This window comes from Micromonospora sp. BRA006-A (assembly GCF_033433935.1).
Classification (GTDB): Bacteria; Actinomycetota; Actinomycetes; order Mycobacteriales; family Micromonosporaceae; genus Micromonospora; species Micromonospora aurantiaca.
In genome coordinates this window covers 245969-264187 of the sequence record NZ_JANCLW010000001.1, presented here as the reverse complement: position 1 = coordinate 264187, position 18219 = coordinate 245969, and the positions used below count along the sequence as shown (strand labels likewise).

The 18219-nt window shown below is 70.5% G+C and carries 22 protein-coding genes; 10 read left to right on the top strand and 12 right to left on the bottom strand.

Going from position 1 to position 18219, the window contains the following annotated elements:
- Window positions 1-309: 309 nt before the first annotated feature.
- Both NMK34_RS01380 and NMK34_RS01375 read left to right on the top strand, forming a co-directional pair.
- Complete coding sequence (locus NMK34_RS01380; protein WP_318331892.1) at window positions 310-894, top strand: hypothetical protein; 585 nt, start codon at window positions 310-312, stop codon at window positions 892-894.
- A gap of 358 nt (window positions 895-1252) precedes the next feature.
- Complete coding sequence (locus NMK34_RS01375; RefSeq protein ID WP_318331891.1) at window positions 1253-1798, top strand: hypothetical protein; 546 nt, start codon at window positions 1253-1255, stop codon at window positions 1796-1798.
- A 204-nt stretch (window positions 1799-2002) separates the two neighbouring features.
- Here the strand turns inward: NMK34_RS01375 and NMK34_RS01370 are convergent, their stop codons facing one another.
- Window positions 2003-2404 carry a winged helix-turn-helix domain-containing protein gene (locus tag NMK34_RS01370; protein WP_318331890.1) on the bottom strand — a complete coding sequence of 134 codons (402 nt, stop codon included), beginning with the start codon at window positions 2402-2404 and terminating at the stop codon, window positions 2003-2005.
- 375 nt (window positions 2405-2779) lie between these two features.
- On the opposite strand from NMK34_RS01370, the gene NMK34_RS01365 reads away from it, so the two are divergent.
- From NMK34_RS01365 to NMK34_RS01340, 6 genes are all read left to right on the top strand, one after another.
- On the top strand, window positions 2780-2998 hold the full coding sequence (locus tag NMK34_RS01365; protein WP_318331889.1) for a flavin reductase: 219 nt from the start codon (window positions 2780-2782) through the stop codon (window positions 2996-2998).
- Window positions 2995-3168, top strand: coding sequence for a hypothetical protein (locus NMK34_RS01360; protein ID WP_167796963.1), 174 nt, complete (start codon window positions 2995-2997; stop codon window positions 3166-3168). The genes NMK34_RS01365 and NMK34_RS01360 overlap by 4 nt, the downstream gene beginning before the upstream one ends.
- A gap of 303 nt (window positions 3169-3471) precedes the next feature.
- Entirely contained in the window at window positions 3472-3843 is a 372-nt protein-coding gene (locus NMK34_RS01355; RefSeq protein ID WP_318331888.1) for a hypothetical protein, read from the top strand.
- Window positions 3844-3951: 108 nt separating this feature from the next.
- Window positions 3952-4518 carry an NUDIX hydrolase gene (locus NMK34_RS01350; protein WP_318331887.1) on the top strand — a complete coding sequence of 189 codons (567 nt, stop codon included), beginning with the start codon at window positions 3952-3954 and terminating at the stop codon, window positions 4516-4518.
- A 130-nt stretch (window positions 4519-4648) separates the two neighbouring features.
- Window positions 4649-4834: a hypothetical protein gene (locus tag NMK34_RS01345; protein ID WP_318331886.1), complete on the top strand. Its 186-nt coding sequence runs from the start codon at window positions 4649-4651 to the stop codon at window positions 4832-4834.
- A gap of 276 nt (window positions 4835-5110) precedes the next feature.
- Complete coding sequence (locus NMK34_RS01340) at window positions 5111-5275, top strand: hypothetical protein (protein ID WP_318331885.1); 165 nt, start codon at window positions 5111-5113, stop codon at window positions 5273-5275.
- A gap of 15 nt (window positions 5276-5290) precedes the next feature.
- On the opposite strand, the gene NMK34_RS01335 is transcribed toward NMK34_RS01340, so the two are convergent.
- The 3 genes from NMK34_RS01335 to NMK34_RS01325 form a co-directional block, all read right to left on the bottom strand.
- Window positions 5291-5590, bottom strand: a complete 300-nt coding sequence (locus tag NMK34_RS01335) for a hypothetical protein (RefSeq protein WP_318331884.1) — start codon at window positions 5588-5590, stop codon at window positions 5291-5293.
- A gap of 133 nt (window positions 5591-5723) precedes the next feature.
- Window positions 5724-7196 (bottom strand): endo-1,4-beta-xylanase, encoded by a 1473-nt coding sequence (locus tag NMK34_RS01330; RefSeq protein WP_318331883.1) that lies wholly within the window; start codon window positions 7194-7196, stop codon window positions 5724-5726.
- Window positions 7197-7485: 289 nt separating this feature from the next.
- Window positions 7486-7917, bottom strand: coding sequence for a helix-turn-helix domain-containing protein (locus tag NMK34_RS01325; RefSeq protein ID WP_318331882.1), 432 nt, complete (start codon window positions 7915-7917; stop codon window positions 7486-7488).
- A 115-nt stretch (window positions 7918-8032) separates the two neighbouring features.
- On the opposite strand from NMK34_RS01325, the gene NMK34_RS01320 reads away from it, so the two are divergent.
- A complete protein-coding gene (locus NMK34_RS01320; RefSeq protein WP_318331881.1) occupies window positions 8033-8947 on the top strand; it encodes an NADP-dependent oxidoreductase in 915 nt (304 codons plus the stop codon).
- Here NMK34_RS01320 and NMK34_RS01315 read toward each other — a convergent pair.
- From NMK34_RS01315 to NMK34_RS01280, 8 genes are all read right to left on the bottom strand, one after another.
- Entirely contained in the window at window positions 8929-12093 is a 3165-nt protein-coding gene (locus NMK34_RS01315; RefSeq protein ID WP_318331880.1) for an ATP-binding protein, read from the bottom strand. The genes NMK34_RS01320 and NMK34_RS01315 overlap by 19 nt on opposite strands.
- Window positions 12093-12734, bottom strand: a complete 642-nt coding sequence (locus NMK34_RS01310; RefSeq protein ID WP_194802146.1) for a hypothetical protein — start codon at window positions 12732-12734, stop codon at window positions 12093-12095. The genes NMK34_RS01315 and NMK34_RS01310 overlap by 1 nt, the downstream gene beginning before the upstream one ends.
- Complete coding sequence (locus tag NMK34_RS01305; protein WP_318331879.1) at window positions 12721-13713, bottom strand: endonuclease domain-containing protein; 993 nt, start codon at window positions 13711-13713, stop codon at window positions 12721-12723. Before NMK34_RS01305 ends, NMK34_RS01310 begins: the two co-directional genes overlap by 14 nt.
- Window positions 13714-13824: 111 nt before the next feature.
- Complete coding sequence (locus NMK34_RS01300) at window positions 13825-14619, bottom strand: ABC transporter permease (protein ID WP_318331878.1); 795 nt, start codon at window positions 14617-14619, stop codon at window positions 13825-13827.
- Complete coding sequence (locus NMK34_RS01295; RefSeq protein WP_318331877.1) at window positions 14616-15521, bottom strand: ABC transporter ATP-binding protein; 906 nt, start codon at window positions 15519-15521, stop codon at window positions 14616-14618. Before NMK34_RS01295 ends, NMK34_RS01300 begins: the two co-directional genes overlap by 4 nt.
- A complete protein-coding gene (locus NMK34_RS01290) occupies window positions 15518-15889 on the bottom strand; it encodes a hypothetical protein (RefSeq protein WP_318331876.1) in 372 nt (123 codons plus the stop codon). Before NMK34_RS01290 ends, NMK34_RS01295 begins: the two co-directional genes overlap by 4 nt.
- On the bottom strand, window positions 15889-16491 hold the full coding sequence (locus NMK34_RS01285; RefSeq protein WP_318336245.1) for a helix-turn-helix domain-containing protein: 603 nt from the start codon (window positions 16489-16491) through the stop codon (window positions 15889-15891). Before NMK34_RS01285 ends, NMK34_RS01290 begins: the two co-directional genes overlap by 1 nt.
- A gap of 77 nt (window positions 16492-16568) precedes the next feature.
- On the bottom strand, window positions 16569-17030 hold the full coding sequence (locus NMK34_RS01280; RefSeq protein WP_318331875.1) for a MarR family transcriptional regulator: 462 nt from the start codon (window positions 17028-17030) through the stop codon (window positions 16569-16571).
- A gap of 94 nt (window positions 17031-17124) precedes the next feature.
- On the opposite strand from NMK34_RS01280, the gene NMK34_RS01275 reads away from it, so the two are divergent.
- On the top strand, window positions 17125-18216 hold the full coding sequence (locus NMK34_RS01275; RefSeq protein ID WP_318331874.1) for an epoxide hydrolase: 1092 nt from the start codon (window positions 17125-17127) through the stop codon (window positions 18214-18216).
- Window positions 18217-18219: the final 3 nt, after the last annotated feature.

The following is an 18219-nucleotide window of genomic DNA, read 5'->3' as shown; positions in this document are numbered from 1 at the left end:
GCATCTGATCTTGGTCGATTGCTGTCTTACCGGGAGCCTCGTCCTACCTGGACACCGGCCTCCCACACCGCCCGTGACCTGCGCCGTCACCATGAAAATGGCTCAGTGCAACCTCCGGAGGAGTTCAGGGTTCGAGTCCCTGGCCACGTGCCAGCAATCATGTGGCCATTCTCCCGAAGTTGCGCAGATGGGGCGTGCCCGGGCGGCGCTTCAGAGCTGATGACTCGTACGACGTGCCCCGCAGGGAGCAGCGGTCTCGTGCAGGTGTGTCGCAGTCATGGAAGCGCCACCGACCGGCACACTCCTCAAATGCCGTCGATCAACTGGGACACCGTCGCCACATCCGCCGTGACCGCGCTCCTGGTCACGCTTGCCGTCGAGTATGCGGCGAAACCACGTCTCGAAGCCCGTAAGGAACGGATTCTGGGGGCCCTCCGCTCCCGACGTGAACTGTCGGCCGCCATCACGGGTGTTGCTCTGCCCGCCGCATTCCTCTGCATCGACATGCCGAAAGACGCCACTGGGGAGGCGAGAGACAGTCTGCTCGCCGAGCGGAAACGCCAATACGAGCGGCTGCGCGACCAGGCGCAGGTGCTCGTTGACTCCATGGACCGGCATGCCGGCACCTTCCTCGGCCCGGGGATGAAGCTGGTTATGTCGTACATCAGTACCGTGCAGGGAGTCATGCTGTCGGCCCGTACCCGCCACGACAAGGCGCGCCTGATTCATGACCTGTCGAAACAGATTGCGATGATCCTCGACGGTCGATGGTGGCAGACGCCGGCCCGGGTGCGCGCCATGTGGGAGTTGGATCGGCTGGTGAAGCGCAGCCAGGACCAGGGCGGCGATGAAGAGCCGGTGAGCGAACGGCGGGAGACTGCAAAAGCCACCTGAGGAGCAGCTCGCCGCTGCGCACGGATGCCCACCTGCATGAGAGCGGCCCTTCCACCAGCAGGGGTCGACCTGGGTCGCGGGCGGAACAGCTGTCGACAGCAACGCTGACAGCAACGCCGCCGGACGGCGGCACGCTGACGAGCGCTGGCATGGACGAGGCTCCGAGCGTGCGGCCGCTCCCGGACGTGCGCGGATGCAGTGCACAGAGCTTGTAAGCGAGATGTCGCCTGCTGCTGGAGACGGGCAACGATCTTCGGTTTGGCTGCCGCTTGGCCCCAACCGTCCTCGTGACTCGTTGCCCCTCATCGCTACCTTGGGTCGTGCACACGTAGCGTTCCGTCGTCTCGATGGAGGGTTCATGGGGGCAGTCAACTGGCCTGAGGTGCTTGCCGGCTTTCTTGTCGGCCTGGCCCCGCTGATGGCGCGACAGGGATACATCTTCGTCAAGTACACGCGCATGCCGGGGAGGAGGAAGTACCTGGGTCTGTGGTGGTCCTACACGAGCAGCACCAGAGGCACTGGCAGAATAATTGAGCGAAGGATGAGGGTCTCATACTCGCCGCTGATTGACAGGCTATCCATTCGCGAATATGACCCTACCGATAAGGATTTCGTTAGCACGCGACTGACCTACTCCGGCCATGTCTCAGAGCGAAAGGGTATGGTTCGGTACTTTTCCCTGATGGACCCTGCTTCGCATGAGCGGATGGAGTGGTTCATGTTCGACCCGTTCTTCGACCCCATCGATGAGACTATTGGCCTCTATATCGCCCTAGATTTGAGGGGGATACCCGCTGCTGGGGCGATTCTGATTTCAAGAGGGCGAATCTCGTTGGAAGAAGCAGGTGAGAAGATGAAATGCGAGGTGTTGAGGCTCGCGCCTATGCTGGACCGCATGGGGTAGTAGTGCGGTGATCCGTGAAGTTCGTAGATCTCGGGCGTCGGGCAGCGGCGAGGCAGCAAGAAAGCAGTACGAGCCTCGATGCGCGTCGACCTCGGACGTGAGCCGGCGACGATCGCTACCTGCTCGCCGACGCGGGTTGCCACCGGATGGCAGCGGCCGACAGCTCGAGACCACATCCGCCCGCCGGGGTTCGCCGAGGTTGCGTCAGCGGCCGACGCGGATGCGGTCGGCGGCGTATAGCTCGCGGGAGCCATCGGCGCGGAAGATCACGATGACCGGGATGCCCTCGCCCATCTCCAGCTCGCGCCGCTCGACAGGGGTAGGCATCCGAGCAGCGGCGGTGTCGCCCTTGAGGAGAGCCACCGTTTCGGTCGGCTCGACGGCCCGGACGAACGTCCCGCGCGGCGGTTCCACGATTACGAGCCCTTCCGACCGGAGCAGTGCTACCGCTTGTCGGACGCTGGTGCGGCTCAGCCCATACTCCTGAGCCAACCGCAGCTCGCTGGGCAGTGAGGCCCCGGGCGCGAGGTCGCCAGATGTGATCCGGTCTCGCAGGAGGTCTGCGAGCTGCCGGAACACGGCGCGATCCGCACTCGGGTCGATCACGAAAGTGACGCTACGTGTCCAACAGCTCTACATCTTATTGTATCTACAGTCCTACGTCGTTACGGTGATGTGAGCTGCAGCGTCACGCTGTGAGCCGGTCTGCGGGGGCACCCGCAACCTTGATCGAGAGCCGAGGGGAGGCCCGATGCCTCGTGTCTCGTACGAGGAGTACCTGATCGCCGTCGCGCTCACTCTGGCCAGGCGGCACCGGCCGGTCTGGTCATGGGTGCGATGGCGGAGGGTCTGCCGATGCGGAAGCGAGCTGCCCTGTCGTACAACGCATCGGATCCCGATCAATCGAGGCCACTGGCCTTCTGAGAACGACCGGCAAGACGCCCGCCCAACGAACCAGGAGGCGGCGAAGGAGCTGCGGAGATGAGGACTCACCTCCCGGTCACACCGGCTTGGACCTGCGGCGGCTGCGGTGCCGACTGGCCCTGCCAGACGCGGCGCCGCGAGCTGCGAGCCGAGTACGACCGCGCCCCGGTGTCGATGGCTCTCTACCTGGCCGCCCAGCTCGTTGACGCCGCCCAGGACCTGGCCCACGTCCCCGCCGGCCACCTGCACCACCGATTCCTCGGCTGGACCCGATGAGCATCCTTCGGCCCGGGGACGAGAAGTTCCACTACAGCGACGGCTCTCACAAGTGGACCCCGCCAGACCTGGACTACGACCAGGAGGTCTGGGAGGAGCAGGTCCGCCAGCACAAGCAAGGCCACCTCAGGAACGAGCGCCCCAAGGTCCGCATCCAACGTCTGATCTGATGCCAGCAGTACAGCAGCGAAGTACAGCAACCGTGCCAGCCGAACCAGGCCGAGAAACGCGTCAGCAAGCCGGATGACCTCGCACCGCACCCGACCCGGCCCGCTCGCCGGCAATCCATAGGTTCAGGGTTCGAGTCCCTGGCGGCCCACTCTCCCACAGGTCAGCGGCCCCGACTGGGGTCGCTGTTGCCATTACCGGGGCGGTACCGCAGCGAAGTGCAGCAGTGGACCAACCGCCAGCCCGGCCTCCGTGTCAGAGTGCTCTCCGAAGCGGCAGCGGACCGAACAGCTGGAGGGTAGGCGATGACGGACGGACCGCTCGTGCGCAATTCGCGGTTGCTCGGCCTGTTCGTCGAGATCGTTCGAGGGCCCGAAGGAACCCTGCGGGCAGTCGAGACCGCCGGCCGTGGCATCACGGCCGAGGCACGCTGCACACTGACCGTGGTCACCGACAAGATGGCCACCGACTCCGGCAGCCCGGCCGAGGCGCATCAGAGAAGCCTCGACTGCGCCGACCGACTCGTCGAACTGGGTGCCATCGAAGATGACCTGAGCGAGTTGTGGTCCCGCCGCCGAGGAGGCGAGCTTGAGGAGGCCGCGTTTGAGGCTAGCCTCCTGCGAATCGTCATGCGCCTGGAGGCGTGGCCGCGATCTTGGCCGCGCCTGTCAGCCTGATCAGCAGGGTTCGTACACCGGCGCGGAGGAAGGGGCGGTCGGGACCGAGTCGAGCCGGCAGGGCACCGCTCGACAGCGTTCCGGTGCCACCGGTCGAATACTGGCCGGGTGACGGAGGAACTGACTGACAGGTCGACGCGGTGGACGATTCATGGTGAGCGGGTTGTCGACGGCAGCCGGCGCTCCCGGTTGAGCATCGCGGACGTGGAGCTTCCAGACGGGATCCGCTTCGAGCAGTACGTGATCCGGGCGCCCAGATCGGCCATGGTTGCTGTACTCGACGGCCAGGAGCGCCTGCTTCTGATGCGACGGCACCGGTTTGTCTTCGACCGGTGGGTGTGGGAGCTGCCCGGCGGCTACGTCGACGAGGGCGAGGATCCGGCAAGGTGCGCAGTCCGGGAGGTCGAGGAGGAGACCGGGTGGCGTCCCGAGGCAGTAGAACCATTGCTGTCGTTCCAGCCGTGGGTGGCGACCGCGGACGCGGAGAACTTGCTGTTCCTTGCCCGCGAGGCGGAGCACATCGGCGCACCGGTGGACGTCAACGAGACCGAGCGGGTCGCTTGGATTCCGCTGGAGGAGGCGCGGCGACTCGTGTCCGAGGGTGAGATCGTGGGTGCCGGCACAGTGATCGCCGTGTTGGAACTGGTGGCGCGCAGGGCTAGAGGTGAGCTGTAGTGCTGCACCGCCGTTTTTCTCGGCTGGACGCGGGAAACGGCTCTACCGACGCCAGGAGTACGGAACACTGACTCCTCCGCGTCACGATGACGCGGAGGAAACGATGACTCGATCCGGCCAGGAGTCTGTGATGATCGTGCCGCCGGCGCAAGGCGAGTCGAGGGAAACCGAGTACCTCCTTCGCGACCCGAGCAACGCTGCCGCACTGCGCCGATCGATGGCAGAGCTTGAGAAGGGCGAGGCCGCCGAGCGGAACCTGACCGACTCGCACGCCGCGGCGGATCCTGACGATCGCAGCCGAGAGCGCCAGGTTTAGCGGCTTGCCGGATTGCTAGGAGGGGGATCGATCCGCAGACCGACGAGCGAGGAGAGAGCCGATGGCCAGCGGTGCGATCCCGTCCGACGATCCGACCCGGACCCTCGTCCACGCCCGCCCCGACGACCCCGCCCTCCCGCACCTCGCCATCGCGGGCGGCACCTACACGATCCTGGTCACCGGCGAGCAGACGGCCGGCCGGTACTGCCTGATCGACGTGCGGTTTCCGCCCGGCGTTTCCGCAACTCGTTCGACCAGCCCGCGCGGCTGCTCTGCATGTGCACGCCGGCCGGGCAGGACGAGTACTTCCTGCGCGTCGGCGACAAGGTCGACGGTCCCACCGCGACGCCACCGGACCTCACCGACGAGGAGCAGGCCGAGCGCCGGAACCGGACCGCCGCGCTGGCCGCCGAGTACCGCTCGGAGTTGCTTGTCCCTTGACCCGGCGGGCACGAATCAGGCGTGCCGGGCGGCGATCTCTCGCAGGCCTTCGTAGAACGTGACCATCTCGGTGTCGCTCTGGTCGATCGTCCGCAGCCGGCGGTTCACGCCCTCGACGAGCGCTACCGCGATTCGCTCGGCTCGATCCGGTTCCATGCTCGGCAACCTCAGCAGGCCCATCGCCCGGGCGGGCCACATGTGCAGCTCCAGGTCGTCGTCCTGGAGCATCCCGGCCGGCACCGACTCGACGATGTTCGCGTAGACGCGCCCCTGGATGTACCACTCCCGGTCGGCGTCGAAGACCACGATGACCATTGCCGTCTCCGCTCCCCCGCGCGCGGCCGCCTCACACACTCCGATCCAGCCTAGTGCTCAGAGGCGCGACGGGCGGACCCGGTGTTCGCGTCAATACCGGGCCCGTCCGTCGCGCGCCTTCCGTACGAGGAGGTCAGCTCGTCGCGACGAGCTGGAACCGCTGGTTGGCCTGGCCGTTGCAGTCGTAGATCTGCACCTGCTGGCCGTTACCGGTGCCCCAGACGTCGAGGCAGCGGCCCGACTGGACTCCGGTGATGGTGCCGTTGGAGTTGACGTTCCACTGCTGGTTCGTCTGCCCGTTGCAGCTGTAGATCTGGACGGCCGAGCCGTTGCCGGAGCCGGCGGCGTCCAGGCACATCGAGCCGTACACGGTCAGCTGCCGGCTGGAGGTGTAGGTCCACCGCTGGTTGGTCTGGCCGTGGCAGTCGTAGAGCTGCACCCGGGTGCCGTTGCTCTGCGAGGAGTTCGGTACGTCGATGCATCGGCCGGACTGGTTGCCGACGATCCGGCTCGCGCCGGTGGTCGGCGGCGGCGTGGTCGGCCCGCCGGTCGGTCCGGCGGTCGGCGACACGGTCGCGGTCGGCGTGGGGTTGGGCGACGCGGAGTTGAGGACGTTGAGGACCGAGTTGTACGCGGCCTTCTTGTTGCCTCCGCCGTCGAACAGCAGCGGGCTCTCGTTCGAGCGCCACGAGTCGCTGTCACGCACGCCCCACACGGTGATGCCGATGCAGCGCGGCACGTTGATGCACGCCTGGGTCAGACCCGCGTACTGGCTGGTCGAGGAGTTCGTCACGTCGACCTCGGTCAGCGCCACGTCCACCCCCAGCGCGGCGAAGTTCTGCAGCGTGGTCTGGAAGTTGCCCGGCAGCGAGCTACCACCGGTGAAGTGGGTCTGCAGACCCACGCAGTCGATCGGCACACCCCGGGACTTGAAGTCCCGGATCATGTTGTAGACGCCCTGCGTCTTGCCGTACGACCAGTTCTCGATGTTGTAGTCGTTGTAGCAGAGCTTCACCGACGGGTCGGCCGCCCGCGCCGTGCGGAACGCCACCTCGATCCAGTCGTTACCGGTGCCCTGCAGATTCGACTGACGACGGCTGCCGTCCTCGTTGAACGCCTCGTTCACCACGTCCCACGCCGCGAGCTTGCCCCGGTAGTGGGCCATCACACCGTTGATGTGATCGATCATCGCCTGACGCAGGTTGCTACCGCTCAGGCTCTGCATCCAACCCGGCTGCTGCGCGTGCCACGCCAGCGTGTGGCCACGGACCTTCAGGCCACGCTGGGTCGCCCAGTTGTAGATCTGGTCACCGGAGTTGAAGTTGAACTGGCCCCGGTTGGGCTGGAGCGCTTCCGGCTTCATCTCGTTCTCAGCGGTGATCATGTTGAACTCACGCGCCGCGATGGTGCTGTACGTGGAGTCGCCCAGCCGGTTCGCCGCGATGGCGGTGCCGAAGTAACGGCCCGACTGTGCCGCGGCGGCACCGAGCGTGCTCGCCGCTGCCTGGGCCAGGCTGGGCACCACGAGCGCGGCACCGGCGAGTGCCAGCGCGCTGGTAACGGCGGCCAGCACCATGCGGTGGCTGCGCCTGGGTAGATGTTTCATGACACTCCTCTGCATATCGGACGATGATGCGCTGGCGATGCCCGGCTGGACGCGGATGGGAGCCGGCGGTGTGCCCACCCCCGCGTCACTGCCCTGAAACTTTTCGAAGATGTACCGGTAACTTCCCTGGGAAGATATCCGCGACGGCACGATCGGTCAATGTCGATGTCAACGCGAACATGGACTCGACCGGCTGATCAGCGCGGGAGCCCATGGACAGCAGTGAGAGCGAAGCGCAAAGAGAACCGAGACGAGTACCGAAAGTTTCGGAGAATCCCGGCGCGACCGGTCAGCGATCGACGGCGGCGTCGTACCGCTCGCGGTTGGCGTGCACCTCGTCCATGTGCGCCTCGGCCCACACCTTGATGCCGTACGTCAGCCGATGCAGCGACAGGCCCAGGTCGGTCAGCTCGTAGGTGACAGTCACCGGCACGCTCGGCGTCACGGTGCGGGTGACCAGGCCGTCGCGCTCCAGTGAGCGCAACGTCTGGGTGAGCATCTTCTGGCTGACCCCGGCCAGGCGGCGGGACAACTCGGAGTAGCGCATGGCCCGCGGCTCCGCGTTGCGGTCCGGGCCGTCGCGGCCGAGCGCGGCCAGGATCAGCGCCACCCACTTGTCGGAGATCCGGTCCAGGAGTTGCCGGCTCGGGCAGCCGGCGAGGAACGCGTCGTACTCCTCCCGCGCCTGCGCCCGCTTCTGCGCCGCCGTCTGCGTCGGCATCGTCCGCGCCTCCCACCCGGGGGTACCCAACGCACTCCGAAGTGCGTACTTCCCGAAGGAAAGTTACCCCTCCATCGTGGAGCAGGGCATCCCTCACGAACAAGGAGACACCATCATGGGTACGCGTACCTTCCGCGCCGCCGTCGTCCGCAATCCGGGCGGACCCGACGCGATCGAGATCATCGACGTTCCGGAGCGCGAGCCGGGGCCCGGCGAGGTCCGGGTGGCGGTCGCGGCGGCGGCGGTCAACCCCGTCGACCTCGGGGTGGCGGGCGGCTTCTTCCACTCGCTGGGACTGATCGACCAGCCGCACCACACCGGCCTGGGCTGGGACTTCGCCGGCACCGTCGACGCCGTCGGCCCGGGCGTGGACCTGACCGCCGGCGCCCCTGTCGCCGGTCTGGTGGTCGGATTCGACCGCGACTACGGCACGTACGCCGAGCAGCTCGTCGTGCCCAAGGCCGGCCTCGCCGTCGTACCCGATGATCTGGACCTGGTGGCGGCGGCGACAGTGCCGCTCAACGGCCTCGCCGCGGCGCAGGTCGTCGATTCGCTCGGCGAGCCGCCCGCCGGTGGCCGGCTGCTGGTCACCGGGGCGGCCGGCGCGGTGGGCGGCTACGTCCTCGCGCTCGCCGCAGCCCGGGGATGGCGGGTGACCGGCCTGGCGCGGGCCGGGGACGAGAAGTTCGTCCGCAGCCTCGGCGCCGGCTTCACCACCGCCGCCGAACCGGGCTGGGACGCGGTCGCCGACACCGCCGCGTGGCAGGAGCGAGCACTCACCCTGGTCCGCGACGGCGGCGTGTTCGTCGGGGTGCGGCCCAACGCGCAGCCGGCCGCCGAGCGCGGCGTCACCGTCCGCGTGATCGAGACCCGCACCGACGGGGTACGCCTCGCCGACCTGCTCGCCCGCACCGCGGCCGGTGAACTGCCGGCCCGGGTGCACGCGGTGCTGCCGCTGGACCGGGCGGCGGACGCGCACCGGGCGATGGCCGAGGGCGGGGTACGCGGGCGCTACGTGCTGCGCCCCTGACCGCCGCGCGCCCGGTCCAGCACCTCCTCGACGGTGAGCGGGCTGCGCGGATGGTGGGTGAGCGACAGCGGGGTGCGGATCTTGCGGGGCGCGGCGCCCTCGGCGGCGAGGTAGAACTCGCCCACGGTGAGGCGGGAGATATCCGGCACGTCGCCGCCCTTCGCGCGGGCCATCTCCCGGGCCGCCTCGATCTGGATCGGGCTGTTCATCAGGCCGTAGAGCTGGGTCGCCGCATTGCCCGGGATGCGGTTGTGCAGGCCCTTCGGCGCCTGGGTGGCGAAGATCAGACCGAGGCCGTACTTACGGGCCTGGGCGGCCAGCGCCAGTGTGCTCTGGGTGCACGCGGTCATCGCGCCGGACGGGGCGAACGTCTGCGCCTCGTCCATGATGAGCAGCCCGAGCAGCGGCCGGTCCCCGGCCGGATTCTTCTTGATCCAGGCGAACAACGCCATCTGCAGCTGGTTGACGAAGCTCTGCCGTACGTCGTCGGACGGCAGGCCCACCAGGCTGACCACGGAGACGCGGGCCCGCTTGCCGGGTGCGGGGGTGAGGAGCACGCCGGGATCCATCGGCGTGCCCTCGCCGCCGAACAGCGGGTCGTTCACCATGGCGGCGGTGAGGGTCTGCGCCAGGCTGAGGCCGATCTTGTCGGCGTCGTCCAGGTCGATGATCCCGTCCGGCAGGTCGGCGAGCGTGTCGACGAGGCCCTGCAACCGGGAGCCGCCGCGCCGGCCGTAGTGCTCGACGGCCTTGCGCAGCACGGCCAGCCCGAGGTGCGCCCGGGTGGCCCGGCCGGTCACCATGGCGCGTGGCGCGAGCGACGCGACGGCCGCCTCGACGGCCTCGGCGAACTCGTCCGGGTCGTCGCGTACGCCGGTGAAGTCGGGCAGCGGCTGGAAGCTCAGCGGGCGGCCCGAGTTGCGGCGCGGCGTCCAGACGACGACGTCGGTGTGCGCGAGGTAGTCCCGGGCCCGGTCCGCGTCACCCGGCCGCCACTGCGCGGGCGGCTCGGGCCATCCCTCGCCGAGGCGGGCGAGGTCGTTGTTCGGGTCGAGCACGATGGCCGATACGCCCGCCAGCGCGCACTCCTCGACGATGCGGCGGATGAGGACCGTCTTGCCGGAGCCGGACCCGGCGAAGATCGTGGTGTGCTTGCGCAGCGCCTCCAGCGCCAGCGGCACCGGTTCCCCGTCGTCGTACCGGTGCCCGACGACGAACGAGGGATCGGCCGGGCCGGTGGCAGCGGCGGCGGCCGGCGACGGCTCGTCGGGCTCCGGCGGCGGTCCGGCGTCGGTGGTCCAGCGGTCCACGTCGGCCAGGGCGTGCTGGAGGAACTTCAGCTCCCGGGTCGGCCGGCGCTCGGCCAGCCAGCCCTGCAGGTCCATGGTGGCCTCGGCGAGCATGACCCGCAGCGCGGAGAGGACTCGCAGGTCCTCCTCGTCGACGCCGAGCGTCTGGCCGCCCGCCGCGGTGAACGCCCCGACCGCCTTGCTGGTGGCCGCGCTGGTCGACCAGGCACGGTTGCGCAGCAGGAACAGCTTCCGTCGCCCCGATCCGGTGTCCAGGGCGGCGGCCACGCTCGCCTTGCGGAGCCGGGCGAGCGCGGCGTTGCCGTGGTGGTCGTCGCCGATCGCCCGGAAACACCAGTGCACCTGGTCCTCGGTGCGCTCGTCGAGCGTGAGCCGCAGCCGGGCGTGCAGCGGCGGGTCGGTGCTCGGCGGCGGGTCGACGCTGAACGCCTCGCCCGCGTCGCCCCGCTCCAGGATCCAGGCGGTGAGCCCGGCGGCGAGCAGTGGCGGCATGGCCCCGTCCTCGGATGCGCGACGCAGCGGGCCGGTGACGTCGGCGGCCTCCCGCAGCTCGGCGAACCGGGCGTCGTAGCGGTCCATCTCCTCGCCGGTGGCGGTCACCGGGGCGGGCCGGGGAGCCCGGGGTTCCGCGATGGGCGGCTCGTCGAGGCTCGTCATCTCCCGGACCTCGTCGTCGGCGAGGCATTCGCGGATGTGCTTGTCGATCTCGATGAGCAGCTGACGCGGGGTGAACGCACCGGCCTCGGCGAAGGCGCGCGGTGACACCGGCCACGACGGGTACGGCGGGACGAACCCCGCCTCCCGGTAGCGGAGGGTGAACCGCTTCTCGATGATCGCCCGGGCCACGTCGGCGTCGTCGATGCGGCGCAGCGGCGGCGTCTCCCGGAACCGGTCCGCGACGGTGTCGGCGGCGGTGGACTTGATGATGGTCCACGAGTTCGGGATGCAGGCCAGGACGGTGAGCGTGCGCCGGGTCGTCTGCCGCAGCGCCATCAGGCCGTCCGCCATCCGGGCCAGCATCAGCGCCTGCTCCGGGCTCATGGCGGCGGCACCGGCGAGGGCGGGATCGCTCTGGATCGCCAATTGGGCGATGAGCGTGTCGATCTGGTCGATCGCCACCACCGACGGGCCGGTGAGGGCGAGCAGCCAGGACAGGTCCTGCACGATCTGCTGGGCCGGGCGCGGAACGCGGCGCATGCCCCAGGCCGCGCGTTCCCCGGCGGCCACCTCCTCGCCGGAGAGGAAGTAGTTCTCTGCGATGTCGCGGTGGGAGATGTCCTCGGAGGCGCTGAGCGCCAGCGCGCGTGCCGTCTCCTGGCAGGTGCGGGCCGCGTGCCTGTCGAAGTCCCCGAGCCCGTCGAGGAAGGCGTCGAGCGCCGCCTTGGTCAGTTCGGTGTCGCCCATGACGGCCCGGCGCGCCGTCCGGGGTGCCCCGACCAGGGCGGACAGGCGCCGCAGCAGCAGTTTGAGCTGCGTCTCGCGGCTGCCGGGCACCGGCCGGGACAAGCCGTCGAGCATCGCGGCGAGCACGCCGTCCCAGAAGCCGCCGGCGTCGAGCAGACCGACCAGGAAGAAGTAGCCGTCACGCTCCTGCACCTGCTGGCGGATCACACCCAGCAGGTGGGTCTTGCCGGAGCCGCGCTGACCCTGGACGACCAGGCCGAGCGGGCTGCCGTGCGGGTTCGCCGCGGCCTCGTCCACCCCGGCGAGCACGTCCCGGAGGACCGGGACGTGCAGTCCCTCGACGTGGAAGGGCAACGGCCGCCACACGTCGTCGGGCACCGGCGCCCAGTCGAACCGCAGGGCGGCCAGCGCGTTCCGTTCCGCCTCGTTCATCACACGCCGATCGCCAGCAGGTGGTTCTCCTGCCCGCCGAGGCGGAGCGCGGCAGCGGTGTCCGCCTCGGTGAGCGTCTTCTGGTTCGACTCCGGCGCGATGGTGACGCCCTCGGACCGGCTGAGCTGCCGCAGCGCCTCGTCCAGGTCGTCGCGGGGCACGTCGGCGAAGAACGGTCGCAGGCGCCGCAGGCTCACCCAGGCGCCGGGCTCGTCGGCGAGCGCCCGGTACGCGGCGACGACACGCGCCTCCAGCGACCCGGCCGGCGCGGCGGCGGGCGCGCGCACGTCGGTGAGCGCGAAGAGTTCGGCGAGCGTCGCACAGCCGCTGCGCGCCAGGACACGATCGCGCAGGTGCGCCTGCACCGCGGTGAGCGCGGCGCCGAGCGCGCTCGCTCCCCGCAGCGTGAAGTCCAGGTCGCTCTGCATCCGTACCCAGCCCTTGTCGTCCAGTTGCAGGGCGTACGTCGAGCCGCTCTTGCGGCTGGCGACGTAGTGCAGGCGGGTGAGCTTGTCGCGCTGCGGCTTGCGTACGTCCAGCCCGTAACGGTCGCGGAGTTCGGTGTTCAGCACCTCCCGCGCCTCGGCCATGAGCACGACGAGGATCGCGCTCTCGGATGCGGTCAGGTCATCGCCGGCCATGGTGCAGTCCTTCCGCCAGGTCTCGGCGACGTGCCCGCAGATAGGTGCCGATCTGCGTGACCACGGTGCCGACGTCGTGGATTACTCGGGCGTTGGTGAAGCGCAGGACGGCGTAGCCGTCCAGTTGCAGCTGGACGTCACGTTGCCGGTCGGCCTCGAAGCGGACCGGGCGGCAGTGCTCCGGGCCGTCGATCTCCACCACGCACCGCTCGTCCGGCCACAGTAGATCCAGCCGCACCGGGGCGGCCAGGCGGTGCGACTGGTAGCTCTGGTTCCATCGCCGTCCGGCCGCCCAGCTCTGGGCCGCGAGCGCCGCCTCCAGCCTCTTCTCGGCGTCGCTGCCCGGGTGCGGCCGGCCCGCCACCGGTACCTGGCCGACGGGCGCGGCCGGCGGTGCGACGCGGAATGCCGGAAGTCCGTCCAGCCCGGCCGCACCGGCTCCGGCCAGCCAGACCGCCGGGCCACCGTGCTGCACGAGCCACGCGGCCCCGGCCGCCGTCACCGCGCCGTCACCGTGGACCGGCTCGGCGAGCAGCACCACTTTCCGTCTGCCGAATGCGTCGGCGACGAGACGCGCCAACGCGGCGGCCTGGGCGCGCAGCGGGAGCGTCGTGGCGCCGGACCGTCGCCCGGTCACCGCGAAGACAGCCAGGTCGGACAGGAACGCACCGGGGTAGCGGTCACGGCGCGAGCGCGCGGCGGCCGCGGCCCGTACGGCGGCGAGTCCGGAGGTGTCCGGGCGGACGTCGTGCGCGGCCTCGGGCAGCCAGGCCGGCAGCAACTCGACGGCGACCCGTTCGAGCCGGTCCAGCACGGCGTGCACGAAGTCCGCGGGCATGGTGCACGCCGAGACCGGGCGGTGCACGACGGCGGCCAGCTCCGCGTGGCCGTGGGCGATCGCCATGGCGACCGCGTCGGCGTCCGCGCCGGGCAGGGCGACGACGCGGTCGGTCGGCAGACCGGCGAGGACCGGGTCCATGCAGCGTCGACCCTCCCCCATCGTCGACCCCGGACGTCGGATGACCAGAGTACGAATCGTCTTCGGCCGGCGCCAGCCCTGATACGCCGGACGGCGACGAAACGGCGACACTCAGGTGATGTCGCGGCGCATCGGGACGACCACGGCGAGCGCGGCGGCGGCGAGCGCGTACCCGGTCAGCAGCAAGGCGCCGGCCGCCGGTGGCAGGAGCGCGACGGCGTCGCTTCCGAGCTGCGCGGACATCGCGTCGGCGACGTACGTGAAGTCGGTGAGCGCGGCGGTGGCTCCGCCGGGCAGGAGCGGGTAGAGCGCGTTGACGCCGGGGATCATCATCAGGACGGGCTCGGCCAGGTACAGGTAACCGACCACGACGCACACGGCAGCGACCTGGTTGCGGAGCAGCGCACCCACGCCGGTGCCGACGAGCAGGTACACCGCCATCGCGACGCCGATGCGGGCGAGCAGCGCCAGCACTGTGGGGGCGGGCAGGCCCAGCGACACGCCACGCGCGGCGGCGACTGTGAACAGGGCCACCGCGGCGGAGCCGGCCAGGGCGATGCCGTAGCCGAGGCCGACGATCGCGTGGGTGGCGAGTCTGGCGGCGAGCACCCGCCCTCGGCGCGGCGCGAACATGAACGTGACGGCGGCGGTGCCGTGCCGGTACTCGGACGTCGCCGCGAGGGCCCCGGCGGCGGCCGGCACGAAGGCGGTGAAACCGAGGATGCCGAGGATGGACCGCAGGCCCTCCTCGGTGTGCAGGCCGGGCATCGGCGGGTCGAAGTTCTCCGGTCCGACGAGCGCCATCAGCCCGACCAGGCCGCCGCCGAGCGCGACGGCGGTGAGCAGCAGCCCGGTACACATCCGGGTCGCCAGCACCCGGCGTAGTTCCGCTCTGAGCAGGTTCATCGGGCCTCCGCCGGGTCGGTGGTCAGGTCGAGGAAGAGCTGTTCGAGGCTTGTGGTCTCGGTGAGCAGCTCGTGGATCCGCAGCCGGTGGTCCGCGGCGAGGTCGGCGACGCGCGGCGCATCCAGTCCGCGTACCCGCAGTCGGCCGGGCCCGGCCGGTTCGACGGACCCGGCGCCCGCCGTCAGGGCGGCGGCCAGGTCGGTGGTGTCCGGCGAGGTGACGAGCACCGTCGGCGGGCCGGTGAGCCGGGACCACGGCCCGGCGGCGACGAGTTCGCCGCGCCGGATCACCACCACGTCGTCGACCACCTGCTGGACCTCGTGCAGGACGTGGCTGGAGACCAGCACGGTGCGGCCCTCGTCGGCGAGCCGGCGCAGCAGGCCGCGCAGCCACGACATGCCTTCCGGGTCCAGGCCGTTCGACGGCTCGTCGAGCAGCAGGACGCGGGGGTCGCCGAGCAGCGCCGTGGCGAGGCTGAGCCGTTGGCGCATACCGGTGGAGAACCCACGGGTACGACGGTCGGCGGCGTCGGCGAGGCCGAGCAGGTCCAGCAGTTCCGCGACTCGGCGGTCCGGGCAGCCGGCCATCGCGGCGTAGACACCCAGGTGGTCACGGGCGGTGTGGCCGGGGTGGAACGCGTTGCCGTCGAACACCGCGCCGACGGTCCGTGACGGCTGGGCCAGCCGGCCGTACGGCTGCCCGCCGATCGTGGCGGTGCCGCTGGTGGGCGTCACCAGTCCGGTCAGCATGCGCATCGTGGTGGTCTTGCCGGCGCCGTTCGGGCCGAGGAAGCCGGTGACCGCGCCGGGTCGCACGGTGAAGGTCAGGTCGCGGACGGCGGTGACGCCGCCGTAGCGCTTGGTCAGGCCCGACGCCTCGATCGCCAGCCGGTCACCGGTCATGGCCGGCTCCCCGTCGCACGCCCGATGGTCTCGGCCAGGTGCGATGCGGCCGGGTCGGAGACGACGACCTCGTCGAACTCCCCGCCGGCCGCCGCGCGGTCCAGCACCAGGTGCAGGCCGGGCTGACCGCGCCGGGCCGCCACGAGCTGCCGGGGACCGCCGAAGATGCCCCAGATGCCGACCTTGGCGAAGCCGGACACCGTGTACCCGTGCCGGGCGCCACGGGCCAGCCGGATCGGCTCGTCCACCGGGGCGGCGTACCGCACGGCGGACAGGCGCAGCGTGAACCGCTCCCGCCCGACCCACATCCGTTCCCATCCGGTGAACCGGATGTCGATCACGTCGCGGTCAAGCGTTACCGAGGCCATCAGTCGTCGCCCTTCGTCGTGTCGGAGTGGTGCGCTGACGTGTGCGTGTGCGTGTCGCCGGGGGTCGCCGGGCGCTCGGCGGGCATCAGGACGGTGGCCAGCAGCCGGGGGATCCGTCCGTCGCCGGGGCCTCGGGCGAGCAACGGGCCGACCAGCGCGTTGAGCCCGGCCGCGAACTCGTGCAGCTCGGCGTCGGTCAGGTGCAGGACGAGCTGCTGGTATCCGACGCCGTCGGCGACGAAGTCGACGGACTCCCGGGCGAGGTAGCGGGAGAACTCGGACAACAGACTCGACACGAACGCGGTGAAGTAGCGCGCGTGGTCCTCCGGCGTCGCCGTCGCCAGGCCGGCGGGGTCCAGCGCCGCGCCGTGCGCGGGCAGCGCGTACACCCGCTCGACGGCGCCGCGGACCTTGCGCTCCTGCACCACGTCGAGCATCCCGGTCTTCACGAGCGTCGCCAGGTGCCGGTAGAGGGTGGCCTGCGGGACGTCGGGCAGCAGCTCGACCAGGTCGTGCGTGGTCACCCGGGCACCGGCGGCCGCGCGCAGGATGCGGATCCGCACCGGGTGCAGCGCGGTCTCCGCCCACCGCTCCATCGACATCGTCACGCCGCAGACGTTATCACTATCGAGAACGATAATGGTAGGCGGTGAATGAGGACGGTGCCGGAGGGCAGCCGTCAGGCGGGCGGGCGGGTGTGGTGGGCCACCACCCGCGCGAGCAGCCGGGTCAGGTCCGCGCGCTCGTCCGGCGACAGCGGCGCGAGCAGCTCGTCCTGCACAGCGGCGAGTCGCTTCTCCAGCCGCCGCAACTGCCGCCGCCCGGCTGCGGTGATGGTGACGACGTTGCGCCGCCGGTCGGCGGGATCCGGGCTGCGGGTGACGAACTCCCGCTCGGCGAGTTCGTTGAGTGCGGCCACCACGTCACTGACGTGGATGCCGCTGCGCCGGCCGAGCGTCGCCTGGCTGGCCGGCCCGAACTCGTCGAGCGTGGCGAGCAGCCGGAAGTGGTAGCCCCGGGCGTCGACCGCCGCGAGCCCGTCGCTCACCAGCCGCCCGGCGCGTACGGCGGTCTGGGTGATGAGCCAGCTCGGCAGGCCGGCCAGGCGGGTCGGTACGAGGTCCGGCTCCGGGTTGTCCACGTGCCCAGTCTAACCGGAGACGTTGGCGCCCCCAACGATCTGCGCTATCGTTCGTCGCACCAACGTTAGTGCCACCAACGATCGGAGCACGACAGTGATCGAGCCGTTCCGTATCCACGTCCCGCAGGCCGACCTCGACGACCTGGCCGACCGCCTGGACCGCACCCGCTGGCCCGACGAGCTACCGGACGCCGGGTGGGACTACGGCATCCCGCTGACCCGGGTACGCGAGCTGGCCGAGCACTGGCGCACCGCGTACGACTGGCGGGCGGCCGAGGCCGAGCTGAACCGGTACCCGCAGTTCACCACCACCATCGACGGGCAGAACATCCACTTCCTGCACGTACGCTCCGCCGACCCGGACGCGCTGCCGCTGATCCTCACGCACGGCTGGCCCGGCTCGGTCGTGGAGTTCCTCGACGTGCTCGGCCCGCTGTCCGAACAGTTCCACCTGGTCGTACCGTCGATCCCCGGGTTCGGCTTCTCCGGGCCGACCCGGGAACGCGGCTGGGACGTCGACCGCGTCGCCCGCGCCTGGGCCGAGCTGATGCACCGGCTCGGCTACCGAAGGTACGGCGCGCAGGGCGGCGACTGGGGGTCGGTCATCTCCACCCGGCTCGGCGGCATCGACCCGGAGCACGTCGTCGGCGTACACCTCAACTACCTGCCCACGCCCCCGCCACCGGGCTGGACCGGGGAGGCCGCACTGTCAGGCGAGGACCGCGACCGGCTGGCCCGGATCATGCGGCTCAAGACGCAGCGGCACCCCCATCAGGTGCTGTACGCCAGCCGGCCGCAGACCGTGTCGTACGCACTAAACGACTCACCCGTCGGGCAGCTCGCGTGGATCGCGGAGAAGTTCACCGAGTGGACCGACCCGGCATCGGTCGTCAGCGTGGACCGCATCCTCACCGACGTCTCGGTCCACTGGTTCACCGGCACTGCCGCCTCGTCCGCGCGGCTGGTGCGGGAGAGCGCGTTCGGTGGCCCGCCCGCGCCCTGCCCGCCCCCGCTCGGAGTAGCCGTGTTCGCGCACGACATCACCCGGTCCGTGCGGCCGATCGCCGAACTGACGTACACGATCCGGCAGTGGAGCGAGTTCGACCGGGGTGGTCACTTCGCCGCGCTGGAGGTGCCGGAGCTGTTCGTCGACGACGTCCGGTCGTTCTTCTGGAACCTGCGATGACGC

Bases quoted from the DNA above. Each gene is read 5' to 3' on its own strand.
- NMK34_RS01355 (WP_318331888.1), top strand. From the start codon at position 3,472: ATGACGGACGGACCGCTCGTGCGCAATTCGCGGTTGCTCGGCCTGTTC.
- NMK34_RS01340 (WP_318331885.1), top strand. From the start codon at position 5,111: ATGTGCACGCCGGCCGGGCAGGACGAGTACTTCCTGCGCGTCGGCGAC.
- NMK34_RS01335 (WP_318331884.1), bottom strand. From the start codon at position 5,590: ATGGTCATCGTGGTCTTCGACGCCGACCGGGAGTGGTACATCCAGGGG.
- NMK34_RS01360 (WP_167796963.1), top strand. From the start codon at position 2,995: ATGAGCATCCTTCGGCCCGGGGACGAGAAGTTCCACTACAGCGACGGC.
- NMK34_RS01315 (WP_318331880.1), bottom strand. From the start codon at position 12,093: ATGAACGAGGCGGAACGGAACGCGCTGGCCGCCCTGCGGTTCGACTGG.
- NMK34_RS01310 (WP_194802146.1), bottom strand. From the start codon at position 12,734: ATGGCCGGCGATGACCTGACCGCATCCGAGAGCGCGATCCTCGTCGTG.
- NMK34_RS01345 (WP_318331886.1), top strand. From the start codon at position 4,649: ATGATCGTGCCGCCGGCGCAAGGCGAGTCGAGGGAAACCGAGTACCTC.
- NMK34_RS01380 (WP_318331892.1), top strand. From the start codon at position 310: ATGCCGTCGATCAACTGGGACACCGTCGCCACATCCGCCGTGACCGCG.
- NMK34_RS01305 (WP_318331879.1), bottom strand. From the start codon at position 13,713: ATGGACCCGGTCCTCGCCGGTCTGCCGACCGACCGCGTCGTCGCCCTG.
- NMK34_RS01290 (WP_318331876.1), bottom strand. From the start codon at position 15,889: ATGGCCTCGGTAACGCTTGACCGCGACGTGATCGACATCCGGTTCACC.
- NMK34_RS01320 (WP_318331881.1), top strand. From the start codon at position 8,033: ATGGGTACGCGTACCTTCCGCGCCGCCGTCGTCCGCAATCCGGGCGGA.
- NMK34_RS01300 (WP_318331878.1), bottom strand. From the start codon at position 14,619: ATGAACCTGCTCAGAGCGGAACTACGCCGGGTGCTGGCGACCCGGATG.
- NMK34_RS01365 (WP_318331889.1), top strand. From the start codon at position 2,780: ATGAGGACTCACCTCCCGGTCACACCGGCTTGGACCTGCGGCGGCTGC.
- NMK34_RS01295 (WP_318331877.1), bottom strand. From the start codon at position 15,521: ATGACCGGTGACCGGCTGGCGATCGAGGCGTCGGGCCTGACCAAGCGC.
- NMK34_RS01325 (WP_318331882.1), bottom strand. From the start codon at position 7,917: ATGCCGACGCAGACGGCGGCGCAGAAGCGGGCGCAGGCGCGGGAGGAG.
- NMK34_RS01375 (WP_318331891.1), top strand. From the start codon at position 1,253: ATGGGGGCAGTCAACTGGCCTGAGGTGCTTGCCGGCTTTCTTGTCGGC.
- NMK34_RS01330 (WP_318331883.1), bottom strand. From the start codon at position 7,196: ATGAAACATCTACCCAGGCGCAGCCACCGCATGGTGCTGGCCGCCGTT.
- NMK34_RS01285 (WP_318336245.1), bottom strand. From the start codon at position 16,491: ATGTCGATGGAGCGGTGGGCGGAGACCGCGCTGCACCCGGTGCGGATC.